Below are 21,657 nucleotides of genomic sequence, written 5' to 3'. Positions count from 1 at the left end.
TTTGAGGGACGTGGCGTCATCAGACATCAACGCATGACGTTTCGCCAGACCGGCGTCGCTTACGCGGAGGAAGATCCGCTTCGCCGGAAAGGCCGACCAGGACGGCAGGCAACTCCGCGAGCGAGGACACTGTCGCGTCCGGCAGCACACCGGCCGGGAGCGAGTCGCCCCGTCGGTTCAGCCAGATCGCCCGCAGACCGGCCCGCTGCGCCCCGACCACGTCGAACGCCGGGTTGTCCCCGACGTGCACCACCTGCGACGGCGGCACCCCGGCAGCTGCGCACACCGCTTCGTAGAACTCGGGCGCCGGCTTCTTGGGCAGGCCGTCCTCGTGTGCGTACACCTCGAAGGAGAACTCACCGGCCAGGCCGCAGCGTTCCGCGCGGCTGTTGCCGTTCGTCGCGAAGCCGAGCGCCCACCGCGCCCGCAGTGCGGTGAGCGCGGGCAGCACGTCGGGGAAGGGCCGGGTGAGCGCGAAGCGGCGGGCGAAGAAGACCCCGGCCAACTCGTCCAGGTGGCCGCCGAGGTCCGCACGGGCCAACGAACGGGCCAGTGCCGCCCGACGGATCTCCGTCACCGGCGCCGAGGCCAGATCACCGAAGACGGCGTCCCAGTCCGACTCCAGGTCGGCGAGCGACACCTCGGCCGCCGCCGGGGTCAGTCGCCGCATCTCGTCGAGTACGGTCACCAACCCGCCGGCGACGGCCGGACGCAGATCCAGCAGAGTCTCGTCGGCGTCGAACACCACCGTGCTCAGCATGCCGAAAAGGGTGTCATGTCAGGGCGGGCTCCGCCGCCTTCGCCTGGTCGGGGATGACGGGTGCGCGCAGTTCGTCGAGGCGGACCAGGGCCACCCCGGCGACGATCAACGCCCCGCCGAGCAGTTGCACGACCGTCGGCAGCTCACCCAGCACCAGCCAGGCGATCAGCACCGCGAACATCACCTCGGTGAGCCCGACGAAGGAGGCCATCCGGGCACCGAGGACGCGGGCCGCAGCGATCCCGGCCAGATATGCGACCACCGCCGCCACCAGCGCGAGGCCGACGATCGGCACCAGCCAGCTCGTCTCCCGCCCGGCGAACTCGACCGTGCCGAAGTCGGCCCGCAGTGGTAGCGCGCCGAGCAGGCCGAGCAGCAGCAGTGCGCCGGCACCGACGGCCATCCCGCCACTGGCCATGACCACCGACGGCAGTGCGGCGTCGACCCGGCCGGCCAGTACGAAGTAGCCGGCCAGCCCGACCGCCGCGCCCAACCCCCAGAGCACCCCGATCGGGTCGAGCCGCCCGGCTCCGGTGAGATCGAGCACGAAGAAGAGGCCGGCGAGGGCAGCCGCCGAGCCGGCCACGGTCAGCCGGCGGGGGCGCTGCCCCTGGATCAGCCAGGTCCAACCGACCACGAGGATGATGCCGAGGTACTCCAGCAGCAGCGCGACCCCGACCGGCAGGTAACGGACCGCGTTGAAGAAGCACACCTGGGCGAGCGCCACCCCGAGCAGCCCGAAGACACCGATCGAGGCGATGTTGCGGCGCAGCACCGCCCACCGGCCCCGCAGCACCAGCAGAGCCGGCCCGGCCAGCACCAGAGCCGCGATGCCGACCCGGGCGACGACGACCGCCTCGGCGGACCAGCCATCATTGATCAACGAACGGGCGAAGGTGCCCGAGGTGGCGAACGTGACCGCGGAGAGCAGGGCCAGGGCGAGCCCGGCCCCCGCGACGGGGGAATGACGCATCGACTCTCCTTGGCACGGTCGCCCGCCATGGGCAAACTAGGCTTACACCGATGACGCTAAAGCGGGGCCACGACAGGAGTCAAGTTGCTTTTCGCCCATGACACCGAATGTTCGCTCACCGCCGCCGCCGCGCTGGTCAACACCGACGGGCGGGACGGCGACAAGCTGCCCGACGTCGCCGCGCTGGACGCGTTCTACGTCACCCACTCCTACAGCGGCCGGCACGAGCACAGCGAGGCCGAGCTCCGCGCGGTACGCGCCCTGCGCCCCCGGCTGCGACGATTCTGGTCCGCCGACATCGACGAGATCGTCGAGATCGTCAACGGGCTGCTCCGCGAGCATCGCGCGCTGCCGCAGCTCATCACGCACGACGACGAGCCGTACCATCTGCACGCCGTCCCCCGCGACGCCCCACTGGCCACCCGGATGGCGGTCGAGGCGGCGATGGCGATCGCCGACGTGGTCCGGGGCGGCGAGCTGCGCCGACTGCGGACCTGCGACCACCCCGCCTGCGACAACGTACTGGTCGACCTCTCGAAGAACCGGTCCCGCCGGTTCTGCGAGGCGGGTTGCGGCAACCGGGCCGCCGTCAGCGCCTACCGCGCCCGCAAGGCCGCCGCCCGCACCTGACCTGCCCGTCGCCCCGTCCTGCCCACCGCGCCAAGCTGCCCGTCGCCCCGTCCTGCTGAGCTCGGAGTCAAGGTCTAGCCACCAAGGCCACGCTCAGGGTCGAGGTCCTGCCCCAAGGCCACGCGGGGTCGGTGTCTCCGCCAAGGTCACGCTCGATCCAGGATCGAGTGGCATCGGCCGTCCGCGATGACCACTCGATCCTGGATCGAGCATGTTCATGGCGTCCCGAGGCACACGGAGCCGACGGGACAGCATGCCTCGCCCTCCGCCCGCTCCCCCGGCCGGGCGGTCCCACTGCCGGGGGCGATGGCATATCCGACTCAGCTCGACAGGACACCCGTGCCGTGTCCTGGCCCGCCCGCGCGACCTGGCTCCGCAGCATCCGCCGCAATCAGCGGCCCGCCGCACCCCCGCAGAACCGTCCCTCGCGGGGCCTCAGGGGTGGGTCATCCGGAGCAGGTCGAGCGCCTCGTCCAACTGGGTTTCGCTGAGTTTGCCGGACTCGACGTGGCCACGAGAGACCACCACCTCCCGGATGGAGACCTGCTTCTCCAGCGCCTCCTTGGCGATCGAGGCGGCCTCGTCGTACCCGAGGTGGCGGTTGAGCGGGGTGACGATCGACGGCGAGCCCTCGGCGTACGACAGACAGACCTCGGCGTCCGCGACCAGGCCGACCACGCAGCGGTCGGCGAGCAGGCGGCTCGACGCGGCGATCAACCGGATCGACTCCAGGAGGTTGCGGCCCATCACCGGCAGCATGACGTTCAGTTCGAAGTCGCCCTGCGAGCCGGCGAAGGCCACCGTGGCGTCGTTACCGATCACCTGCGCGCAGACCTGCCGGACCGCCTCACAGACCACCGGGTTGACCTTGCCCGGCATGATCGACGAGCCCGGCTGGAGGTCGGGGATGCGCAGTTCGCGCAGGCCGGCGCGCGGACCGGAGCCCATCCAGCGGATGTCGTTGGCGATCTTGTAAAGCCCCACCGCGACGGTCCGCAACTGGCCCGAGGTCTCCACCAGGGCGTCGCGGGCGCCCTGCGCCTCGAAGTGGTTCCGCGCCTCGCTCAGCGGCAGCCCGGTCGAGTCACGCAGCTTGTCGATCACGCGGGCGGCGAACCCGAGCGGCGTGTTGATGCCGGTGCCCACCGCCGTACCACCCAGCGGCAGCTCGGCCAGCCGGGGCAGCACGCCCTCCACCCGCTCCAGGCCGTAGCGGATCTGGGCGGCGTACCCGCCGAACTCCTGCCCGAGGGTCACCGGCGTGGCGTCCATCAGGTGGGTACGCCCGGCTTTGACCACGGTCTCGAACTCCGACGCCTTCGCCTCCAGCGCGGCGGCCAGGTGGTCGAGTGCCGGTAGCAGGTCCCGTACGACGGCCTCGGTGGCCGCCAGGTGGATCGAGGAGGGGAAGACGTCGTTGCTGGACTGCGAGGCGTTGACGTCGTCGTTGGGATGGACGGCGTTGCCCAGTTCCCGCCCGGCCAGCGTGGCGATCACCTCGTTGGTGTTCATGTTGGACGACGTGCCGGAGCCGGTCTGGAACACGTCGACCGGGAACTGGTCGTCGTACCCGCCGTCGGCCACGTGCGCGGCGGCTGCGGCGATCGCGGCGGCCACGTTCGCGTCGATCACGCCCAGATCGCCGTTGACCTCGGCCGCCGCGCCCTTGATCTGCGCGAGTGCCCGGATCTGCGCCGGCTCGATCCCCCGGCCCGAGATCGGGAAGTTCTGCACCGCCCGCTGCGTCTGGGCCCGCCAGAGCGCCTCGGCGGGCACCTCCACCTCGCCCATCGAGTCGCGTTCGATCCGGTAGCCCGTCGTCTCTGGAGTCGTCACGCGTTCCATCCTGCCCCGCCGGGCGGGGACGTGCAGATGATCGCCCCAGCAGGATGCCACCTCGCCAGCCCGGACCGCCCGCCTGGCATTCCTGTGCCTGCACGGTGAGCTGCCGGCTGTTCCGTTGAGGCTGTCAGCGAGAGGGGTTATGCTTCAACCGTCAGGAGCAATAGCTCCTGAAAGTGGACCCGGCAGCCTTCCGGACGGTGGGTGGGCCGGGTCTCGCGTCTCCTGCCTCTCACACATTGCGCACTTCCCTGATCATGGGCCGCACCATCGCGCGCCACTCACCGCCTCTGGCCCATGACCATGCGATCGCGTCGGGCAGCACCAGCAGATGGTCGTCGTAAGCACGAAGATGGTCATAGCGGATCTGCCCGATCATGCCCGCGAGCCGAATTTCCCGGTTGAGCACGGCAGCATCAGCGGCACGACGGGAGTCGTCGAGCTCCAACACAAGTCGCTCGGTCTCGATCTTTGCCGCGTCCGCAACCAGAGCCCGTAGGCACAGCTCCCGACCGATCCGGAGATCACGATGACCGGTCGCGTCATAGAGCACGATGATCGGATCCAAGACGCGCAGAGCAGCGATTATCAACCTGCGCCTGTCGTTGCGCTCTTTGCAGAAGTGAATGCTGCGCTGGTTCGGCAGTGTCAGCCTGGCGATCGCCTGGCGCGCTCTGGACAGCGAGTCGGGGCCGAGCGTCGCGGCAGCCATGATCAGGCCGCGCTCCTTGGTCTCGTCAACGAAGGTGTGCACACGCATGCCGGGCCTCAGCGATGCCGCAGGCTTTGGAGGGGTAAGCCGCTCTCCTCGACGAGGAAGAAGGCCCAACCATTCCTCGACGAGGAAACATCAGGCTTGTAGTGCTCTACGATCCTCCGAGCAGCCTGGCTCGGCGTCCTGAAGATCTGCCCGGCGAGCGGCCCAGAGGTGATCTCGATCCGTCCGGGACCCGGCACGAAAGACGCATAGGTCCGGTGTCCTGCGTAGTCGGCATAGACCCGAACAGCATGCGGCTCGTCAGTCTCGGGGGGGCGGAGTCCCTCCCTGCCCGCCCCCGCGCGCCTCCGCGCGTCCACCACGAGCCTAGCGACGACCTGTCCTTTGGTCAGCCCAGCAACCTCTGCCGCGAAGGCAAGGTACTGGTCGGTGTCATCATCAATATCGTCGATGGACGGCATCAACTTCCCTCTCGCTTGACGGAGAGCATACCGCTCAAACGAGAAGATGTCGAACTGCAGAAACTACAGAAACTACAGAAACTCCAAATGCTCAGCGGCGACCGATGCTGAGGACCGGCTTGGTCACCTCGGCGAAGAAGTCGTTGCCCTTGTCGTCGACCACGATGAAGGCCGGGAAGTCCTCCACCTCGATCTTCCAGACCGCCTCCATGCCGAGTTCCGCGTACTCCAGAACCTCGACGTGCTTGATGCAGTCCTGCGCGAGCCGGGCCGCCGGCCCGCCGATCGAGCCGAGGTAGAAGCCGCCGTGCTGCTCGCAGGAGCGGGTCACCTGGTTCGACCGGTTGCCCTTCGCGAGCATCACCATCGAGCCGCCGGCAGCCTGGAACTTCTCCACGTACGCGTCCATCCGCCCGGCTGTGGTCGGGCCGAACGAACCGGAGGCGTACCCCTCCGGGGTCTTCGCCGGACCGGCGTAGTAGACGGCGTGGTCGCGGAGGTACTGCGGCATCGACTCGCCCGCGTCCAGCCGCTCGGCGATCTTCGAGTGCGCGATGTCACGGGCCACCACCAGCGGGCCGGTCAACGACAGACGCGTCTTCACCGGGTACTTCGACAGCTCGGCGCGGATCTCGTCCATCGGGCGGTTCAGGTCGACTCGGACCACCTCGGTGGCGTCCAACTGCCCCTCGGTGACATCGGGCAGGTAGCGGGCCGGGTCGGTTTCGAGTCGCTCCAGCCAGACACCCGACGGGGTGATCTTCGCAACCGCCTGGCGGTCGGCCGAGCAGGACACCGCGATCGCCACCGGGCAGGACGCCCCGTGCCGGGGCAGCCGCACCACCCGCACGTCGTGGCAGAAGTACCGCCCACCGAACTGCGCGCCGATGCCGAAGTTGCGGGTCAGCTCCAGCACCTCGGCCTCCAGCTCCAGGTCCCGGAAGCCGTGCGCGGACATCGAACCGGACGTGGGCAACGCGTCGAGGTACTTGGCGCTGGCGTACTTGGCAGTCTTCAGGGCGTACTCGGCGCTGGTGCCGCCGATCACTACGGCCAGGTGGTACGGCGGACAGGCCGAGGTGCCGATCAGCCGCAGCTTCTCGTCCAGGAACTGCATCATCCGCGTGGGGTTCAGCAGCGCCTTGGTCTCCTGGTAGAGATACGACTTGTTGGCCGAACCGCCCCCCTTGGCCATGAACAGGAACTTGTACGCGTCCGGGTGCCCATCCGGGTCCTCCGCGTACAGATCCACCTGGGCCGGGAGGTTGCTGCCGGTGTTGCGCTCCTCCCACATGGTGAGCGGGGCGAGCTGGGAGTAGCGCAGGTTCAACCTCGTGTACGCCTGCCACACACCCCGCGAGATCGCCTCGGCGTCGCTGCCGTCGGTGAGTACGTGCCGACCACGCTTGCCCATCACGATCGCGGTGCCGGTGTCCTGGCACATCGGCAGCACCCCGCCGGCCGCGATGTTGGCGTTGCGCAGCAGGTCGAGCGCCACGAACCGATCGTTCGGCGAGGCCTGTGGGTCGTCGACGATCGACCGCAGCTGGGCCAGGTGCGCCGGACGCAGGAAGTGCGCGATGTCGTGCATCGCCTCGGCGGTCAACGCGGTCAGCGCCGCCGGGTCCACGGTGAGGAAACGCCGACCACCGGGCCCGTTGACGACATCGACGCCCTCGTCGGTGATCAGGCGGTACTCCGTCTGGTCGGGACCGGTCGGCAGCAGGGGGGCGTACGAGAAGTCCACGGCACTGCTCATGACCGCACTCCGCTTCGCTCCGCGCCGCCATGAGGCACCGCCGCACTGCGCTGATTATTCGCTCGCTGGCGCTCGCTCATGACGACACTCCGCTCCGCTGCGTGCCGCCATGAGGCCATCACCGCACCGAATTGATGATTCGCTCGCTGGCGCTCGCTCATGACCGCAAAGCCTAGGGCAGACAGGTCGGTCGGTCCCACCCGCCGGGTGAGGTGGTGGGGCGTTGCACTCGGCCGCCCCGCCGACCGGCTCACTTGCCGGAATCGGGAGCCGTGCAGAGTTCGTTCTTGGGGCCGCAGCTTTCCTGGGGCTGCGGCACCTGCCCGGTACCGGCGGGACCCGGTACTCCCCCGTTACCGTCGCGTGCCGGGTCGCCCGTGGCGCCGAAGCGGACGTACCCGATCTCGCGGCCCTCGCCGATCACCATGCCGGCGGGGCCGACCGCGAGGGCGTTGGCGGAGGTCCGCAGCACGACCAGTTCCCGGCCGGTACGCGGATCGAGCGCCACCAGCCGGTTCGGTTTCTCGTCGGTGAGCACGGTCGCGTACGGGGTCAGCGCGGCGCCCGTCTTCTCCCCGGTGGGCCGGTTCCACCTGGTCCGGTCGGTGCCGAGTTCCCGGCCGGAGACGGTGTCCCCGTCGGCGGTCCGCACCACGGCGTACCGGTCGTCGACTGCCAGTACCCGCTCCCCCTCGGCGGCCACCAGCAGCAGCCGCCCGTCGTAGCCGTCGAGGACCGTCTCCCGGCCGTCGGGCGCGACTCCGATCAGCACGTTGCGGGCACCGTACGGGTCCTCCCGCTGCACGCAGCCCGCGCTGTCGGCGGTCCGCAGGTTGATCCCGGACCGCCGCCACGCCTCCTGGCCGGTGGCCGGGTCGCGGCCGGTGATGGCGAAGTAGCAGTTGCCGTCCTGCGAGCGGGCGGCGATGTGCAGCAGGCGCCCGCCGATCACGGCCAGCCGCTCGTCCCGGCCGGGCTCGACGTTCTGGAGCACCCGGCCGGTGGCGGTGTCGACCACGTGCACCCGGCCGTCGACCGGGAACCCGAGCAGCGGCGGCACCGACTCCGGGCCGGCCACCTCCTCGTGGATGCGGTTCGTGCCGAGGCGGCGGGTGTCCAGCAGGTTCGGGTTGTCGGCGAGCAGGCCGCTGCTGACCCCGGGCAGGAACGCGGTCCAGATCGGGGCGGTGCCGCGCGGGTCCCAGGCGCTCAGCGTGCAGTCGGTGGCCTCCACGCAGCGCGCGTCGAGCAGCAGGTTCCGGTACGTCCAGACGGCCACCGCGTCGTCGTCGCGTCGTCGCGTCACGCCGGTACTCGGGTCGAGGACCTCGTACCCCTTGACCAGCAACTTGCCCACGGCGACGACGGACTCCGGGCCGACGCCGGCCACCGCGCTCCAGTCGGCCTTGCGTTCCCAGAGCTGGGAGCCGGTGGCCAGGCTGCGGGCCTCGACGCGGGTGCGCTGCTCGACGATCACCGCCTCACCGGCGATCGTGACGCTGCGCGGGGTGCCGCCGATGCGCTGCTGCCACTGCACATCAGGGGAGGAGATGGGCTGTCGCCGGTTCACCCAGTCCCACATGGTCGGGAAGGGGTTCCAGACGCCGGTCGCGGCGAGCGCCACCACCGTGGCGAGGCCGAGCAGCAGCCAGCCACGTACGCCGAGCCCGCTGCCCTTCGCCACCGGATCACGGTAGCCACCCGCGCCCCCAACCGCCCGCACCACCCCGCGTGTCGTGAAAGGAAGGGACCCTTGCTAACGCCTCCGGTGGTAAAAGGGTCCCTTCCTAACCGCACACCGCAACCGCACACCGCAACCGCACACCGCAACCGCACACCGCAACCGCACACCGCGACGGCGCACGGCGGCAGCACACGGCGACCGAACGCCGCGACCTCATGCGGCGGCACCTCCCGCGCCGACCGAACGCGGGCGGCCGGTCGGGGCGAGCACCGGCCACAGGATCAGCGTCGCCGTGGCCGACGCCGCGCCGGCCAACGCCATCACGAGGCCCGGCGCGAGCACCTCGCTGAGCGCGCCCGCACCCGCCGCAGCCAGCCCCTGCATCGCCATCATGCCGGTGCTCACCAGCCCGAACGCCTGCCCACGCCGGCCTTCGGGCACCGCGTCGAGGAACCGTCGGGCCAACCCGAGCTGGTAGGCGAAGCCTGCGGTCGCCACCGCGAACAGGGCTGCCGCCGGCACCAGCGACGGCCGGGCCACGAACGCGAGCATCGGTACGCCGAGCAGCAGCGCGAGCCAGGGCGTCCACCGTTCCCGCCGGGCCGGCGCGACGAAGCGCCCCACCAGCAGGTCACCGACGAGCATGCCGCCCGCCCCGGCCATCAGCAGTACGCCCGCGCTGGCGCCCGGCCCGAGGTCGGCCGCGTACGGCACGGCCACCCCCTCCGCGCCCACCAGCAGCGAGCCGGGCAGCCACTGGGCGAGCAGCAGTCCCCGGATCCGCCGGTCGGCGAGCAGGCTCCGGTTGACCCGCAGGGTCTCGCGTACCGCCCCGCGCGCCGGCTTGTCGGTCGCCATCGGGGCGTAGTGGATGCGGGCCGGGCGTCGGGTGAGACCGATCCGCACCAGCAGCGCCGAGAGCCCGCAGGTCACCGCAGTCAGCCAGAGCGCACCGTACGGGCCGACGAGCCCGAGTAGCAGCCCGCCGACCGCGAACCCGGCGACCTGGGTCCCGCCGGAGGCGACCGAGAGCAGCGAGCGTCCGAGCACGTACGCGTCGCCGTGCAGCACCTCGGGCAACAGCGCGGTGCGGGCGGCGTTGCTGACCGGGCCGAAGAGGGCCACCACCGCGACCAGCCCGAGCATGGCCGACGGGGAGAGCGCCCCGACGGCGAGTACCGCCACCATGACCATCCGCAGCAGGTCGTAGCCGACCATCATGGCTCGGGCCGGCCACCGGTCGGCCAGCGCCAGCAGGAACACCCCGCCCAGGGCGTGCGGCAGGAACCCGGTCACGTACGCCAGGGCGGCCAGCAGGCCGGACCCGGTGCGCTCGTAGACGAGCACGGACAGGGCGAGCATCTTCACCGTCTCGCCGATCATGAAGACGCTGAAGCTGGCGAAGATCACCCGGAACTCGCTAACGGCGAAGACGTCCCGGAACGTCGCCGGACGTTCGGCAGCCCGCTGAGCTGCGGTGGTGCTGGTGCTGTTCACGCCGGCAAGCTTCGTGCGCGTACCCGGTCCGGCTCTATCCTTTCGCCAGGGAACGAAAGGTCGTGGTGTGCGGATCGAGGTGACCCCGGCCGACCTGGCGGCGAGCCGGTTCGCCGTCTCACCGCTGGGTGAGACGGTCTCCGCGCTGCGGCTGCTGGCCGGGCTGAACAGCGCCCCCGGGCTCGCCCCCTGGGTGGCCCGGCAACGGCCGGTGTACGAGCGGCTGCGGCGCGAGCTGCCGGAGGTGGGCGCGCTGCTGGCGCTGATGCGCCGGGGCGGCTACAACGCCGACTTCATCCATCCGCCACCGGCCGACACCGCCCAGGACTTCGCCGACGAACTGGCGGTGGTCCGGGCCACCCCGCTCGCCCAGGCCCGGGACGAGCTGGCCCGCAACCTCGTCGCCCCGCACACCACACCCCCCGGGTACGCCCTCCGGATCTACCGGTCGCCGCACGTGGTGGACCTGCTCGCGGACGCGATCGAGGCGGCCTGGACGACACTCGTACAGCCGGACTGGCCCCGCCTGCGCGCGGTTCTCGAACGCGACCTGCTGCACCGGGCCGGTCGGCTGCTCGCGTACGGCTGGGGTGCGGCCATCGCGGGCCTGGATCCCCGGATGCGCTGGGTGCCCGGTGGCGACGTGGGCACCATCGAGGTCGACGACCCGCTCCAGGAGGAGACGCACTCGCTGGCCGGGCGGGGACTTCTCTTCGTCCCCACCGTATTCGGCATCCTGATCAAGTACCTCGAACCGCCGTGGCCGTTCGCGATCGTCTACCCGGCCTACGGTGCGGCGGAACTGCTCGGGCCACCCGATCCGAGCCGTCCGGACGACCACCTGGACCGCCTGCTCGGGCGGTCCCGTGCGGCGGTGCTGCGGGCGCTCGCGCTGCCCGCCACCACCAGTCAGCTCGTCGCCCAACTCGGGCTGAGTCTGGGCGGGGTCGGTGACCACCTGACCGTGCTGCGCGGGGCGGGCCTGGTCAGCCGGGTACGTTCCGGCCGGGCCGTCCGCTACCGACGCACCCCGCTCGGCGACGCCCTCGCCGAGCGCTGACCACTCCCGCACCGTCGCGTGCAGCGCGCCCGGATGTAAGCAGGGGTCCCTTCCTATACACCAGGCGTTAGCAGGGGACCCCTCCTTACATCAGCACCCCTCCTTACATCAGCACCCGCTGGGCGGGGGGCTCATGCGACGGCGGAGCGGACCAGGGGGAGGACGCGGTAGGGGATCTGCTCGGCGAGCGCGATGATCGTCGAGGCGCGGGTGATCCCCTCGTACGCCACGATCTGGTCGATCACCCGCTGGAGGTCGGTGTTCGACCGGGCCACGATCCGGCAGAGCACGTCGCCCGAGCCGGTGATGGTGTGCGCCTCCAGCACCTCGGGGATCGCCGCGAGGTGGCGGGTCACCGGGTCGTGCCCGAGCCGCTGGCTGATCTCCAGCGTGACGAAGCTGGTCACCGTGAAGCCGAGGGCGGCGGGTCCGAGGTCCGGTCCGAAGCCGGCGATCACGCCCCGGCCGACCAGCTTGTCCAGCCGGGCCTGGACGGTGCCCCGGGCCACCCGGAGTCGGCGGGAGCACTCCAGCACACCGATCCGCGGTTCCTCCGCGAGCAACTCGATCAGTCTCGCGTCCAGCGCATCGAGCTGTACAACCTGTCCAGGGTTCATGCGTGAACACCATACCGTTTGCGCAACCTGACCAGCGTAGGCGGAGAGTGTTGCCCAGTGAGCCCGCTCACCGCGATGCTCGCAGCAGCAGACGACCCCGTCGGCCCACGAGGCCGGCCGGTACGCAAGGGAGGCCACCATGACCCAGGCGATCGACCGACCCCAGTCGACCGAGGAGGTCGACGTCGACGCCCTCGTCGGCGCCGTCGACCACGACACCAGCAAGGACCCGTTCCCGGTCAAGGGCATGGACCACGTGCGCTTCCTGGTCGGCAACGCCAAGCAGGCCGCGCACTACTACTCCACCGCGTTCGGCATGACCTGCGTGGCCTACCGGGGCCCGGAGCAGGGCTATCGCGATCACGCCGAGTACGTGCTGACCAGCGGTTCGGCCCGGTTCGTGCTCACCGGGGCGGTGCGTCCCGACGCCACCGGCACCGCGCACGTGGCCCGGCACAGTGACGGTGTCTCGGACATCGCGCTGGAGGTGCCGGACGTGGACGCCGCGTACGCGCACGCCACCGCCCAGGGCGCGACGGGGCTGGCCGAGCCGCACGACGTCACCGACGAGCACGGCACCGTACGGCTGGCCGCCATCGCCACCTACGGCGAGACCCGGCACACCCTGGTGGACCGTTCCCGGTACACCGGCCCGTTCCTGCCCGGTTTCGTCGCTCGCAAGCCGATCGTGGACCGGCAGCCGATGATCGACGCCGGGGTGCAGCCCAAGCGCTTCTTCCAGGCGGTCGACCACGTGGTCGGCAACGTGGAGCTGGGCCGGATGGACGAGTGGGTGGAGTTCTACCGGCGGGTGATGGGCTTCACCAACATGGCGGAGTTCGTCGGCGACGACATCGCCACCGACTACTCGGCCCTGATGAGCAAGGTCGTCGCGAACGGCACCCGCAAGGTGAAGTTCCCGCTCAACGAGCCGGCGGTCGCCCGGAAGAAGTCGCAGATCGACGAGTACCTGGAGTTCTACCAGGGTCCGGGCGCGCAGCACATCGCCGTCGCCACCAACGACATCCTGGCCAGCGTCGACGCGATGCGCGCCGCCGGGGTCGACTTCCTGGACACCCCGGACTCGTACTACGAGGACCCGGAGCTGCGGGCCCGGATCGGTGAGGTCCGGGTACCGATCGAGGAGTTGAAGTCCCGCAAGATCCTGGTCGACCGGGACGAGGACGGCTACCTGCTCCAGATCTTCACCAAGCCGGTGCAGGACCGCCCGACCGTCTTCTTCGAGCTGATCGAGCGGCACGGCTCCCTCGGTTTCGGCAAGGGCAACTTCAAGGCGCTCTTCGAGGCGATCGAGCGGGAGCAGGAGAAGCGCGGCAACCTGTAACACTGTCCAGCGTGACCCAGCCTCCCGTGCACCCGTCGCCGGCCGGCGGGCCTACGCCCCCGGCCGGCGGCGCACCGCCGCCCCTCGGCCCGCCGCATCCGATTCCGCCCCAGTACGCACCACCGGGCCACTCGCCACCCGGTCATCCGCCACCGCCCGGCTGGCCGGGTCCACCTGGACCGCAGCAGCCGCCGGGCGCGGGCTGGGCGGGTCCGCCCGGACAGCAGCAGCCGGGCTGGGCACCGGGAGTGGCGCCACCGGTCCTCGGGCCGGGCGGGCAGCCGCTGGCCGGCTTCGGCGAGCGGCTGGCCGCGTACATGATCGACTCGTTGGTCGCCGGCGTGGTGCTGATGGTGCTCTTCGTGCCGGCCTTCGTCTTCATCTGGCTCCGGATGTTCAGCGCGATGACCCGGACGAACCCGGACGGCACCCTGGCCGAACCGGACCCGGGAACGGTCTTCACCGAGTTCCTGCTGCCGCTCCTGCTGCTCCAGGTCGGTCTCTTCGTGGTGATGTTCGCGCTGTACTGGGTCTACCACGTGGAGTACCTGATCCGGAACGGCGGGCAGAGCGTCGGCAAGCGGGTGATGAACCTGCGGGTGGTGATGCTCGACCCGACGCACGACCTGGACCGCCGGGCGGCCGGCAAGAGGTACCTCGTGCAGTTCGTCGGCGGGTCCCTGGTGCCGGGTGGCAGTTACCTCGACGGGCTCTGGCAGTTGTGGGACAAGCCCTGGCAGCAGTGCCTCCACGACAAGTTCGCCGGGACCGTCGTCGTTAAGGTGTCGAGGTGAACGAGCGCAGCGAGGCCGCGACGTGAGCGTGGCACCCGGTTGGTACGTCGACCCCGCCGATCCCGAGACCCGCAGGTACTGGGACGGCGAGGGTTGGATCGGCGCGCCCATCCCGGTGGACGTCACCCCACCCGAAGGCCCACCCCCGCCGGAACCCGAGCCCACGCCCGAACCCGAGCCGGCGACCCCGGCCGCCGGGACCGCCTCGCCGACCGGCGCACCCGCCGAGCCGGGCCCGCACACCACCTGGCCCGGCCAGCCCACCGGCACACCCGGCTGGCCCGGCCAGCCCGGCGGCACGCCCGGACCACAGCCGGGCCCACCTGGCGGCACACCCGATCAGCACGGCGGCCACCCCGGACAGCAATCGGGCTGGCCGCCCGGCTCGGGACCGCCTCCCGGCTGGCCGTACCCGACCTGGCCGGGCACACCACCACCGCCCCGGCCGCACGGGTTGCCGCTGGCCTCGTTCGGTGCCCGGTTCGGTGCCCGGCTGATCGACTTCGGCATCGTCTTCCTGCTCAACGTGTTCGTGAACGGCTTCTTCGTCTATCGGCTGGCGCAGGAGTACGCCACTCCGCTGAACGAGTTCTGGCGGCGGGTCGAGGCGCAGGACCGCACCACCGACCCGCTGCCCCCGGCGGGCGACCAGGCCGGCTCGCTGGTGGTGGTGATCCTGCTGCTGGCCACCGCGCTCTGGTTGGCGTACGAGGTCCCGGCGATGGCGGCCAGCGGGCAGACCTTCGGCAAGCGGTTGCTCCGGGTCAAGGCGGTGCCGATGGAGGCGGACGCACCGCTGGGCTTCGGTCGGGCTCTGCGTCGCTGGAACACGCTCGGCCTGCCCACGCTGCTCTGGTACTGCTGCGGCCTCGGCCTGTTGCTCCAGTTGATCGACGCGCTCTCGCCGCTCTTCGACCATCCGCTACGGCAGGCCCTGCACGACAAGCGGGCACAGACCGTGGTGGTCCAGCTTTCCCGCACCCCCGACGACCGCACCCCCGACCACCGCAGCCCCGACCACCGCAGCACCGACGACCGTGCCGACACATCGGGAGACACCCCATGACCGACACCGGACGACAGCCGGCACCCCGGTTGACCCGCGCCGACCTGGACGCACTGCCCAACTACGTACCCGGACGCAGCCCGGCCGACCTGGCCCGGGAGCTGGGCCTGCCCGAGGCCATCAAGCTGGCCAGCAACGAGGTGCCGTACGGCCCGCTCCCCGGGGTCGTGGAGGCGGTCGCCGAGGCGGTCGCCGGTGTGCACCGCTACCCGGACATGGGCGTCGTCGCGCTGCGTCAGGCGTTGGCCGACCGGTACGACGTGGCCCCGGACCGGATCGCGACCGGCTGCGGCTCGGTGGCGCTGGCCGAGCACCTGGTCCGGACCACCTGTCTGCCCGGTGACGAGCTGGTCTACTCGTGGCGTTCCTTCGAGGCGTACCCGATCATCGCGGCGACCAGCGGCGCGACCAGCGTGCAGGTGCCCAACGCGGCCGGGCACGGGCACGACCTGTCCGCGATGGCCACGGCGGTGACCGACCGGACGCGGATGATCCTGGTCTGCAACCCGAACAACCCGACCGGCACCGCGGTACGCCGGGCCGAGCTGGACCGCTTCCTGGACGCCGTACCGGACGACGTGCTGGTGGTCATCGACGAGGCGTACCGGGAGTTCGTCACGGATCCGGAGGTGCCGGACGGGCTGACCTACGCCGACCGGCCGAACGTGGCGGTGCTGCGCACCCTCTCCAAGGCGTGGGGCCTGGCGGGTCTGCGGATCGGTTTCCTCGTCGCGCAGCCGCAGGTGGCGGCGGCGGTCCGCAAGGTCGTCACGCCGTTCTCCACCAGCATGGCGGCGCAGGCGGGCGCGCTGGCCGCGTTGGCCCAGGCCGACGAGGTGCAGCGACGGTGTGCGCTGGTGGTGGCCGAGCGGGACCGGGTCACCGAGGCGCTGCGCAAGCTCGTCCCGGACGTGCCCACCAGTCAGGCGAACTTCGTCTGGCTGCCGTTGGGCGACCGGTCGGTGGCGTTCGGCAAGGCGTGCGAGTCGCGGGGCGTGATCGTCCGGCCGTTCGCGGGTGACGGGGTGCGGGTGACCGTCGGTACGCCGGAGGAGAACGACGCGTTCCTGGCCGCCGCCGAGTCCGCCCTGGTCTGAACCACGAGCGGTGCCGGGCCGATCCGCCATCCCCCAGCGGACCGGCCCGGAAGCCCACCGAGAGCATACGTAACTTTTGTCCGATTTGCCCGAGACTCGCTGTCGCCCCGCCGGTCAGGTAGCCGCCAGCACCAGCGGCTCCGAGGTGAGGAAGTAGCGCTGGTCGTCGGCGTCCGGAACCGGCGGCTGCCGGAGCCGCTCCAGCGCCAGGTAGCCGCCGCTCGCGTACGCCGCCCCGGGCGCCCAGCCCACCCCGTCGGCCCCCACGTTCAGCACGAAGCGGGACCGCTCGACCCCGGTGGCCGGGTCCACGGTGATCAGGTCGTTCGTCTCGGTGAGCAGGTGCACGCGGCCGGGCTGGACGGCCACGATCCGGACCGCCCCGAGGTCGGCACGCCGCCAGACCTCGTCGCCGTCGCGGGCGGAGCGTCCGGTGACCACGCCGTCCGCAGCCCGGACGACCCACTCCCCGTGCAGTTCGGCGTCGGTCGGGTCGAGTGCGGGTGCGGCCACCGGGCCGTCGGCGGCCAGCAGCCAACCTCGCCCCCCGTCGTCACCCGGGCCGGTGACGCGCAGGCCACCACAGCGCACGCCCTCGGTGACGCAGCCGACCGGCGTGACGCTCCACTCGGCAGCGGCGCCCGGCGGCTCCCAGCGGTCCACCGGCGTACCCGTGCGCACGTCGAGGAACTCGACCACCGTCGGCCCCCCGCACCGGTCCACCACGGCGAACCGACCGGTCGTGGTGGTGCCCACGTCGCTGCGGCAGTCGTCGTCCACCTCCGTGGACCAGAGGAGCCGGCCGTCGTCGAGCGCGAAGGCGGCGAGGCGCTCCGGCCCGGAGACCACGAGCGTCGACGCGCCGCCGGCTCCGGTATGGAAGAGACCGGCCGGGCTCCAGACCGCCCCGGCACCGGTGCGGCGCGCGGTCCACCCCTCGGCGGGCACCGGGCCGTCGACCTGCCAGGCCACCCGTCCGGTACGCGCGTCCAGCGCCACCAGCTTCCCGTCCGACCAGTGGCTGACCACCGTGGTCCCGTCCGCCACGACCCCGCTCACCTCGGCCGGCCACCGCCGGTACGACCAGTACGGCGTACCCCGGTGGCGGGCGTCCACCGGCCCGTCGGCGTACACCTGGCGCTGTGCGGCGTACACCCGGAGGCGGCCGTCGACGATCAGCGGCGCCACCGGCAGCCGGCCGACCACCCCGGCCTCCCGGTCGGCGGCGGCCGGATACTCGCCCCGCGCGGTCGTGCTGACCTCGGCCGGAGCGAGCACGCGGTACGCGGTGATCGCGGTGACCGCGACCATGACAGCCACGGACACCACCGCCACGATCCGTCGCCGGCCCGTCGTCAACCCCATCCCGCACCTCCGACCGGCACCCTATCCAGCCGGGCTGAGTGCGCGGGGGTACGGCCCCGAGGGTGCGGGCGTCACGCTCCGGTCGGGGCCGACGCGTCCCGGGAAGCGGCCGTGTCCCACGAGAGCGGGGCACTCGCGGGACACGGCCGACGGCGTCAGCGGGTGAAGTGCCCGGACCGGATCGCGCCGACGAACGACGTCCAGTCCGGCGGGCTGACCACCAGGACCGGCCCGGCCTGGTCCTTGGAGTCGCGTATGCCCACCACACCGTGGACACGGGCCAGGTTGTCGGCCACCTCCACACAGAGACCCTGGTCGTTCGAGCGGCTGCTGGTACGCCAGACCGCGCCCACGAGTTCGTGCATCGTCATCTCCTCGGTTTGTGACGTGTCGCCACCGGGCCGGGCCGACCGGAACGGGGGGCACCGGCCGGCCCGGCGCGTCGTGGCGACGCGATTCCGAGGGCATCAACGAAGAGAGTGACGGTCCTTGATCGCACATCGAGTGCGATCAAGGAATTGTGTCGGGTTGGGGTCAGTTCGCGGGCGTGACCGTGCCGGTGACCTCACCCAGCTCGATGGTGCTGCCGTCCGGTCCGGGAGCGGTCGCGGTGACGGTCACCGTGTCCCCGTCGGCGAGGAAGGTGCGCTCCGCCCCGTCGACCACGACCGGCTCGGTGCCTCCCCAGGTGAGTTCCAGGAACGAACCGACCTGGTCCCGGCGCGGGCCGGAGACGGTGCCGGAGGCGTACAGGTCGCCGGTGCGCAGCGAGGCGCCGTTGACGGTCAGGTGCGCCAACTGCTGGGCCGGCGTCCAGTACATGCCGGCGAACGGCGGCTCGCTGACCGCCTCGCCGTTCCAGCGCACCGTGAGCCGCAGGTCCAGCCCCAGGCGGGACTCCTCACGCAGGTAGTCGACCACCGGCGGGTCCTGCTCCGGGGCGGGCACGAAGGCGTGTCGCAGCGCGTCCAACGGAGTGATCCACGCGGCCACCGAGGTGGCGAACGACTTGCCGAGGAAGGGCCCGAGCGGTTGGTATTCCCACGCCTGGATGTCCCGGGCCGACCAGTCGTTGACCAGCACCACCCCGAAGACGTGGTCGGCGAAGTCGGCGGCGGCCACCCGCCGGCCGAGTGGACTCGGTACGCCCACCACGAACCCGACCTCGGCCTCGATGTCCAGGCGCGCGGACGGTCCGTAGACCGGCCCCTGCGGACCGGGCCGCTGGCCGTGCGGGCGGATCACCGGGGTGCCGGAGACCACCACCGTGCCGGCCCGGCCGTGGTAGCCGATCGGCAGGTGCTTCCAGTTCGGCAGCAGCGGCGGCTGGCCCGGCCGGAAGATCAGTCCGACGTTCGAGGCGTGGTGCTCCGAGGAGTAGAAGTCGACGTAGTCGGCCACCTCGAAGGGCAGTTCCATCGTCACCTCGGCCAGCGGCACCAGCAGCGGTTCCACCGCCGCGCGGTGGGCCTCGTCGGTGAGCAGCTCGGTGATCCGCTGCCGGGCGGCGGTCCACTGCGGGCGACCCAGCGCCAGGAACGCGTTGAGCGTGGACTGCCGCAACGCGCCACCGGCCAGCACCAGGCCGGCCTCCTCCGCGCCCGCCAGGTCCAACACGAGGTCCCCGACGCGTACGCCGATCCGGGGCTCGCCGGAATCCACCCGGAACACCCCGTACGGCAGGTGGTGCGTCCCGTACCCGGAGCCCTCGGCACCCGTCACCCAGCTCACGCCGACCCTCCGTTCCACCGTGCCCACTCGCTCATGCCTCGAATCCTCCGTTCACCAGCCCGAGCCGGATCAGGTCGGTCAGTGGTTCACTGATGCTGCACGAGCCGAAGCCCACCCAGAGCGGACGCGCCGAGTCGTGGCGTCCCTCGGTGCCCTGGACCAGCGGTCGCTCGTCGCGCACGGTGAGCAGATCGGCGACGGTCTCCACCGTGGCCCCGTCGGCGGCGGCCAGCGTGGCGGCCAGCACGTTGCCGAAGCCGTGGTGGGTGAAACCGGTCTCCGGATCCACCTGCCGCACGGCGTGGTGCAGACCGGCGGTCAGCTTGAACGGCAGCCGCCGGTCCCGGCAGGCGCAGATCACCGCGGCCAGTTCGGCGGGGGTGGGGAACAGCTCGGCGGCGAGCCCGCCGGTGCGGAACTTCGCGGCGACCGGCAGCCCACCGGCCCGCGCCCCGGCCAGCGCGTCCAGCGCCCCCATCAGCCCGAAGGTCAGCGGGATCTCCGCATAGACGGGTACGCCGTCCAGCCGTTCGGTCAGCGTCATCAGCTCGGCCAGGCCGGGCTGCGGGTCCTCGCCACGCCGCGCGACGGGCGCCTCGATCTGCCGGGCGGTCACGCCGAGCGGAGGCAGGCAGGAGAGCGCGAGGGGCAGGCGGTCGAGACCGGTGTCGCCGATCAGCCCGATGGCGAGCCCGGGATCGACGAGTCCGTCCAGTTCACCTGCGGCCACGGTCGAGGCCGGCAGCAGCAGCGGGCCGACGAGGTCGGCGTACCAGGCGGCGCGGTGCTGCCGGTGGGCGGCGAGGGCGTCGGGCAGCGACGCGCTGCCCGGCGGGAAGACGGCGGCGTCGTCGACCAGTCCGGTGACGAGCGCGGGCAGCTGCGTTGACACGAGACAAGAATGTACGGGACGCTCTAAGAAGCGGACAACAGCGTCCGATTATCGGACGCGCTGGTGACGGGAGGCGAGATGCCGTACTACCGCAGCGTCGGTGAGGTGCCACGGAAACGTCACACCCAGTTCCGGCAACCCGACGGCAGCCTCTACACCGAGGAGCTGATGGGCCAGGAGGGCTTCTCCTCCGACTCGTCCCTGCTCTACCACCGGTACGCGCCGACCGCGATCGTCGCCGCCGAGGAGTTCACCCCACCGGCGGTGACCCGTACGCCCAACCTGCCGCTCAAGCCCCGGCACCTGCGGACCCACAAGCTCGACGGCACCGGCGCCGACCCGGTCCTCGGCCGGCGCTACCTGCTCGCCAACGACGACGTCCGGATCGCGTACGTGCTGGCCGACCGGCCCTCCCCGCTGTTCCGCGACGCCACCGGCGACCACTGCCTCTACGTCGAGTCCGGGGCACTACGGGTCGAGTCGACCTTCGGGGTGCTGGACGTGACCGCCGGCGACTACGTGATCATCCCGACCTCGACGGTGCACCGGCTGGTACCGACCGGTGACACGCCGACCCGGCTGCTCGCCGTCGAGGCGTCCGGCCACATCGGCCCGCCCAAGCGCTACCTCTCCGTACGCGGCCAGTTCCTGGAGCACTCGCCGTACTGCGAGCGCGACGTCCGGGGACCGGACACGCCGCTGCTGGTCGACGGCACCGACGTGGACGTGCTGGTCCGTCACCGTCGCGGGTGGACCCGACACGTCTTCGCGAACCACCCGTTCGACGTGGTCGGCTGGGACGGGCACATGTATCCGTGGGCGTTCTCCATCCACGACTTCGAGCCGATCACCGGCCGGGTCCACCAGCCGCCACCGGTGCACCAGACGTTCCAGGGGCCGAACTTCGTGATCTGCTCGTTCGTCCCGCGCAAGGTCGACTACCACCCGGGCGCCATCCCGGTGCCGTACCACCACCACAACGTCGACTCCGACGAGATGCTCTTCTACACCGGCGGCAACTACGAGGCCCGGCGCGGCTCCGGCATCGAGCAGGGGTCCATCTCGCTGCACCCGTCCGGCTTCACGCACGGCCCGCAGCCCGGCGCCGCGGAGCGCTCGATCGGCGTGGACTTCTTCGACGAGCTGGCGGTCATGGTCGACACGTTCCGGCCACTCGACCTGTGCGACGCGGCGAGCGAGTGCGAGGACGACGCGTACGCCTGGACCTGGGCCCGCCGCCCCTGACCCGGCCCCGACCCACCCGGCCGGTCAGGCGACCGGTCGGGTGATGATCGCGAGTTGCGCGGCCATCGCCACCCCGATCGCCAGCACCAGCGGCCACGGGGTGCCCAGCAGGGCGTAGAGC

General features: G+C 71.5%; 20 protein-coding genes. 7 read left to right on the top strand and 13 right to left on the bottom strand.

Annotated features, from left to right (window positions below; translation table 11 throughout):
• Window positions 1-19: 19 nt before the first annotated feature.
• Together ACFYTT_RS15825 and ACFYTT_RS15820 are read right to left on the bottom strand one after the other, a co-directional pair.
• Window positions 20-760 (bottom strand): HAD family hydrolase, encoded by a 741-nt coding sequence (locus ACFYTT_RS15825; protein ID WP_176095387.1) that lies wholly within the window; start codon window positions 758-760, stop codon window positions 20-22.
• Window positions 761-773: 13 nt separating this feature from the next.
• Window positions 774-1,733, bottom strand: a complete 960-nt coding sequence (locus ACFYTT_RS15820) for a DMT family transporter (RefSeq protein ID WP_176095388.1) — start codon at window positions 1,731-1,733, stop codon at window positions 774-776.
• A gap of 84 nt (window positions 1,734-1,817) precedes the next feature.
• Between ACFYTT_RS15820 and ACFYTT_RS15815 the strand changes: the two genes are divergently transcribed.
• Window positions 1,818-2,363, top strand: a complete 546-nt coding sequence (locus ACFYTT_RS15815) for a CGNR zinc finger domain-containing protein (RefSeq protein ID WP_176095389.1) — start codon at window positions 1,818-1,820, stop codon at window positions 2,361-2,363.
• Between the two features lie 435 nt (window positions 2,364-2,798).
• Here ACFYTT_RS15815 and ACFYTT_RS15810 read toward each other — a convergent pair whose 3' ends face one another.
• From ACFYTT_RS15810 to ACFYTT_RS15785, 6 genes are all read right to left on the bottom strand, one after another.
• Window positions 2,799-4,199 (bottom strand): class II fumarate hydratase, encoded by a 1,401-nt coding sequence (locus ACFYTT_RS15810; protein WP_131051637.1) that lies wholly within the window; start codon window positions 4,197-4,199, stop codon window positions 2,799-2,801.
• A 238-nt stretch (window positions 4,200-4,437) separates the two neighbouring features.
• On the bottom strand, window positions 4,438-4,965 hold the full coding sequence (locus ACFYTT_RS15805) for a hypothetical protein (RefSeq protein WP_278177213.1): 528 nt from the start codon (window positions 4,963-4,965) through the stop codon (window positions 4,438-4,440).
• Between the two features lie 8 nt (window positions 4,966-4,973).
• Entirely contained in the window at window positions 4,974-5,384 is a 411-nt protein-coding gene (locus ACFYTT_RS15800) for a hypothetical protein (RefSeq protein WP_387259856.1), read from the bottom strand.
• Between the two features lie 91 nt (window positions 5,385-5,475).
• A complete protein-coding gene (locus tag ACFYTT_RS15795) occupies window positions 5,476-7,143 on the bottom strand; it encodes a fumarate hydratase (RefSeq protein ID WP_176095392.1) in 1,668 nt (555 codons plus the stop codon).
• Window positions 7,144-7,393: 250 nt separating this feature from the next.
• A complete protein-coding gene (locus ACFYTT_RS15790) occupies window positions 7,394-8,827 on the bottom strand; it encodes a PQQ-binding-like beta-propeller repeat protein (protein WP_131051639.1) in 1,434 nt (477 codons plus the stop codon).
• Between the two features lie 213 nt (window positions 8,828-9,040).
• Window positions 9,041-10,324 carry an MFS transporter gene (locus ACFYTT_RS15785; protein WP_387259853.1) on the bottom strand — a complete coding sequence of 428 codons (1,284 nt, stop codon included), beginning with the start codon at window positions 10,322-10,324 and terminating at the stop codon, window positions 9,041-9,043.
• 67 nt (window positions 10,325-10,391) lie between these two features.
• On the opposite strand from ACFYTT_RS15785, the gene ACFYTT_RS15780 reads away from it, so the two are divergent.
• Window positions 10,392-11,384, top strand: coding sequence for a helix-turn-helix domain-containing protein (locus ACFYTT_RS15780; protein WP_176095394.1), 993 nt, complete (start codon window positions 10,392-10,394; stop codon window positions 11,382-11,384).
• Between the two features lie 131 nt (window positions 11,385-11,515).
• Here the strand turns inward: ACFYTT_RS15780 and ACFYTT_RS15775 are convergent, their stop codons facing one another.
• Window positions 11,516-12,001, bottom strand: a complete 486-nt coding sequence (locus tag ACFYTT_RS15775; RefSeq protein WP_131051642.1) for an Lrp/AsnC family transcriptional regulator — start codon at window positions 11,999-12,001, stop codon at window positions 11,516-11,518.
• A gap of 139 nt (window positions 12,002-12,140) precedes the next feature.
• Here ACFYTT_RS15775 and hppD point away from each other — a divergent pair, with 139 nt between their 5' ends.
• The 4 genes from hppD to hisC all read left to right on the top strand — a co-directional run bounded on the left by hppD (window position 12,141) and on the right by hisC (window position 16,303).
• Window positions 12,141-13,346 carry a 4-hydroxyphenylpyruvate dioxygenase gene (hppD, locus tag ACFYTT_RS15770; RefSeq protein WP_131051643.1) on the top strand — a complete coding sequence of 402 codons (1,206 nt, stop codon included), beginning with the start codon at window positions 12,141-12,143 and terminating at the stop codon, window positions 13,344-13,346.
• A 248-nt stretch (window positions 13,347-13,594) separates the two neighbouring features.
• Window positions 13,595-14,140 (top strand): RDD family protein, encoded by a 546-nt coding sequence (locus ACFYTT_RS15765; RefSeq protein ID WP_387259849.1) that lies wholly within the window; start codon window positions 13,595-13,597, stop codon window positions 14,138-14,140.
• A gap of 22 nt (window positions 14,141-14,162) precedes the next feature.
• A complete protein-coding gene (locus ACFYTT_RS15760; RefSeq protein ID WP_387259846.1) occupies window positions 14,163-15,206 on the top strand; it encodes an RDD family protein in 1,044 nt (347 codons plus the stop codon).
• Complete coding sequence (hisC, locus tag ACFYTT_RS15755) at window positions 15,203-16,303, top strand: histidinol-phosphate transaminase (protein ID WP_176095397.1); 1,101 nt, start codon at window positions 15,203-15,205, stop codon at window positions 16,301-16,303. The genes ACFYTT_RS15760 and hisC overlap by 4 nt, the downstream gene beginning before the upstream one ends.
• Before the next feature lie 114 nt (window positions 16,304-16,417).
• On the opposite strand, the gene ACFYTT_RS15750 is transcribed toward hisC, so the two are convergent.
• The 4 genes from ACFYTT_RS15750 to ACFYTT_RS15735 all read right to left on the bottom strand — a co-directional run bounded on the left by ACFYTT_RS15750 (window position 16,418) and on the right by ACFYTT_RS15735 (window position 20,291).
• On the bottom strand, window positions 16,418-17,668 hold the full coding sequence (locus ACFYTT_RS15750) for a PQQ-binding-like beta-propeller repeat protein (RefSeq protein WP_387259843.1): 1,251 nt from the start codon (window positions 17,666-17,668) through the stop codon (window positions 16,418-16,420).
• A gap of 155 nt (window positions 17,669-17,823) precedes the next feature.
• Window positions 17,824-18,033 carry a DUF397 domain-containing protein gene (locus ACFYTT_RS15745; RefSeq protein ID WP_387259840.1) on the bottom strand — a complete coding sequence of 70 codons (210 nt, stop codon included), beginning with the start codon at window positions 18,031-18,033 and terminating at the stop codon, window positions 17,824-17,826.
• Between the two features lie 169 nt (window positions 18,034-18,202).
• Window positions 18,203-19,399 carry a fumarylacetoacetase gene (gene fahA / locus ACFYTT_RS15740; protein ID WP_387259837.1) on the bottom strand — a complete coding sequence of 399 codons (1,197 nt, stop codon included), beginning with the start codon at window positions 19,397-19,399 and terminating at the stop codon, window positions 18,203-18,205.
• A 31-nt stretch (window positions 19,400-19,430) separates the two neighbouring features.
• Window positions 19,431-20,291 (bottom strand): hypothetical protein, encoded by an 861-nt coding sequence (locus ACFYTT_RS15735; RefSeq protein WP_387259834.1) that lies wholly within the window; start codon window positions 20,289-20,291, stop codon window positions 19,431-19,433.
• A 78-nt stretch (window positions 20,292-20,369) separates the two neighbouring features.
• On the opposite strand from ACFYTT_RS15735, the gene ACFYTT_RS15730 reads away from it, so the two are divergent.
• The gene (locus tag ACFYTT_RS15730; RefSeq protein WP_131054733.1) at window positions 20,370-21,536 is read left to right on the top strand and encodes a homogentisate 1,2-dioxygenase; all 1,167 of its coding nucleotides are present in this window, start codon (window positions 20,370-20,372) and stop codon (window positions 21,534-21,536) included.
• Window positions 21,537-21,657 lie beyond the last annotated feature (121 nt).

Origin of the sequence: Micromonospora sp. NPDC003816 (genome assembly GCF_042874705.1) — a bacterium.
Taxonomy (GTDB): Bacteria; Actinomycetota; Actinomycetes; order Mycobacteriales; family Micromonosporaceae; genus Micromonospora.
This window is presented reverse-complemented; position numbering and strand designations above follow the sequence as displayed.

Bases quoted from the DNA above. Each gene is read 5' to 3' on its own strand.
- ACFYTT_RS15825 (WP_176095387.1), bottom strand. From the start codon at position 760: ATGCTGAGCACGGTGGTGTTCGACGCCGACGAGACTCTGCTGGATCTG.
- ACFYTT_RS15820 (WP_176095388.1), bottom strand. From the start codon at position 1,733: ATGCGTCATTCCCCCGTCGCGGGGGCCGGGCTCGCCCTGGCCCTGCTC.
- ACFYTT_RS15805 (WP_278177213.1), bottom strand. From the start codon at position 4,965: ATGCGTGTGCACACCTTCGTTGACGAGACCAAGGAGCGCGGCCTGATC.
- ACFYTT_RS15800 (WP_387259856.1), bottom strand. From the start codon at position 5,384: ATGCCGTCCATCGACGATATTGATGATGACACCGACCAGTACCTTGCC.
- ACFYTT_RS15795 (WP_176095392.1), bottom strand. From the start codon at position 7,143: ATGAGCAGTGCCGTGGACTTCTCGTACGCCCCCCTGCTGCCGACCGGT.
- ACFYTT_RS15775 (WP_131051642.1), bottom strand. From the start codon at position 12,001: ATGAACCCTGGACAGGTTGTACAGCTCGATGCGCTGGACGCGAGACTG.
- hppD (WP_131051643.1), top strand. From the start codon at position 12,141: ATGACCCAGGCGATCGACCGACCCCAGTCGACCGAGGAGGTCGACGTC.
- hisC (WP_176095397.1), top strand. From the start codon at position 15,203: ATGACCGACACCGGACGACAGCCGGCACCCCGGTTGACCCGCGCCGAC.
- ACFYTT_RS15750 (WP_387259843.1), bottom strand. From the start codon at position 17,668: ATGGGGTTGACGACGGGCCGGCGACGGATCGTGGCGGTGGTGTCCGTG.
- ACFYTT_RS15745 (WP_387259840.1), bottom strand. From the start codon at position 18,033: ATGCACGAACTCGTGGGCGCGGTCTGGCGTACCAGCAGCCGCTCGAAC.
- ACFYTT_RS15730 (WP_131054733.1), top strand. From the start codon at position 20,370: ATGCCGTACTACCGCAGCGTCGGTGAGGTGCCACGGAAACGTCACACC.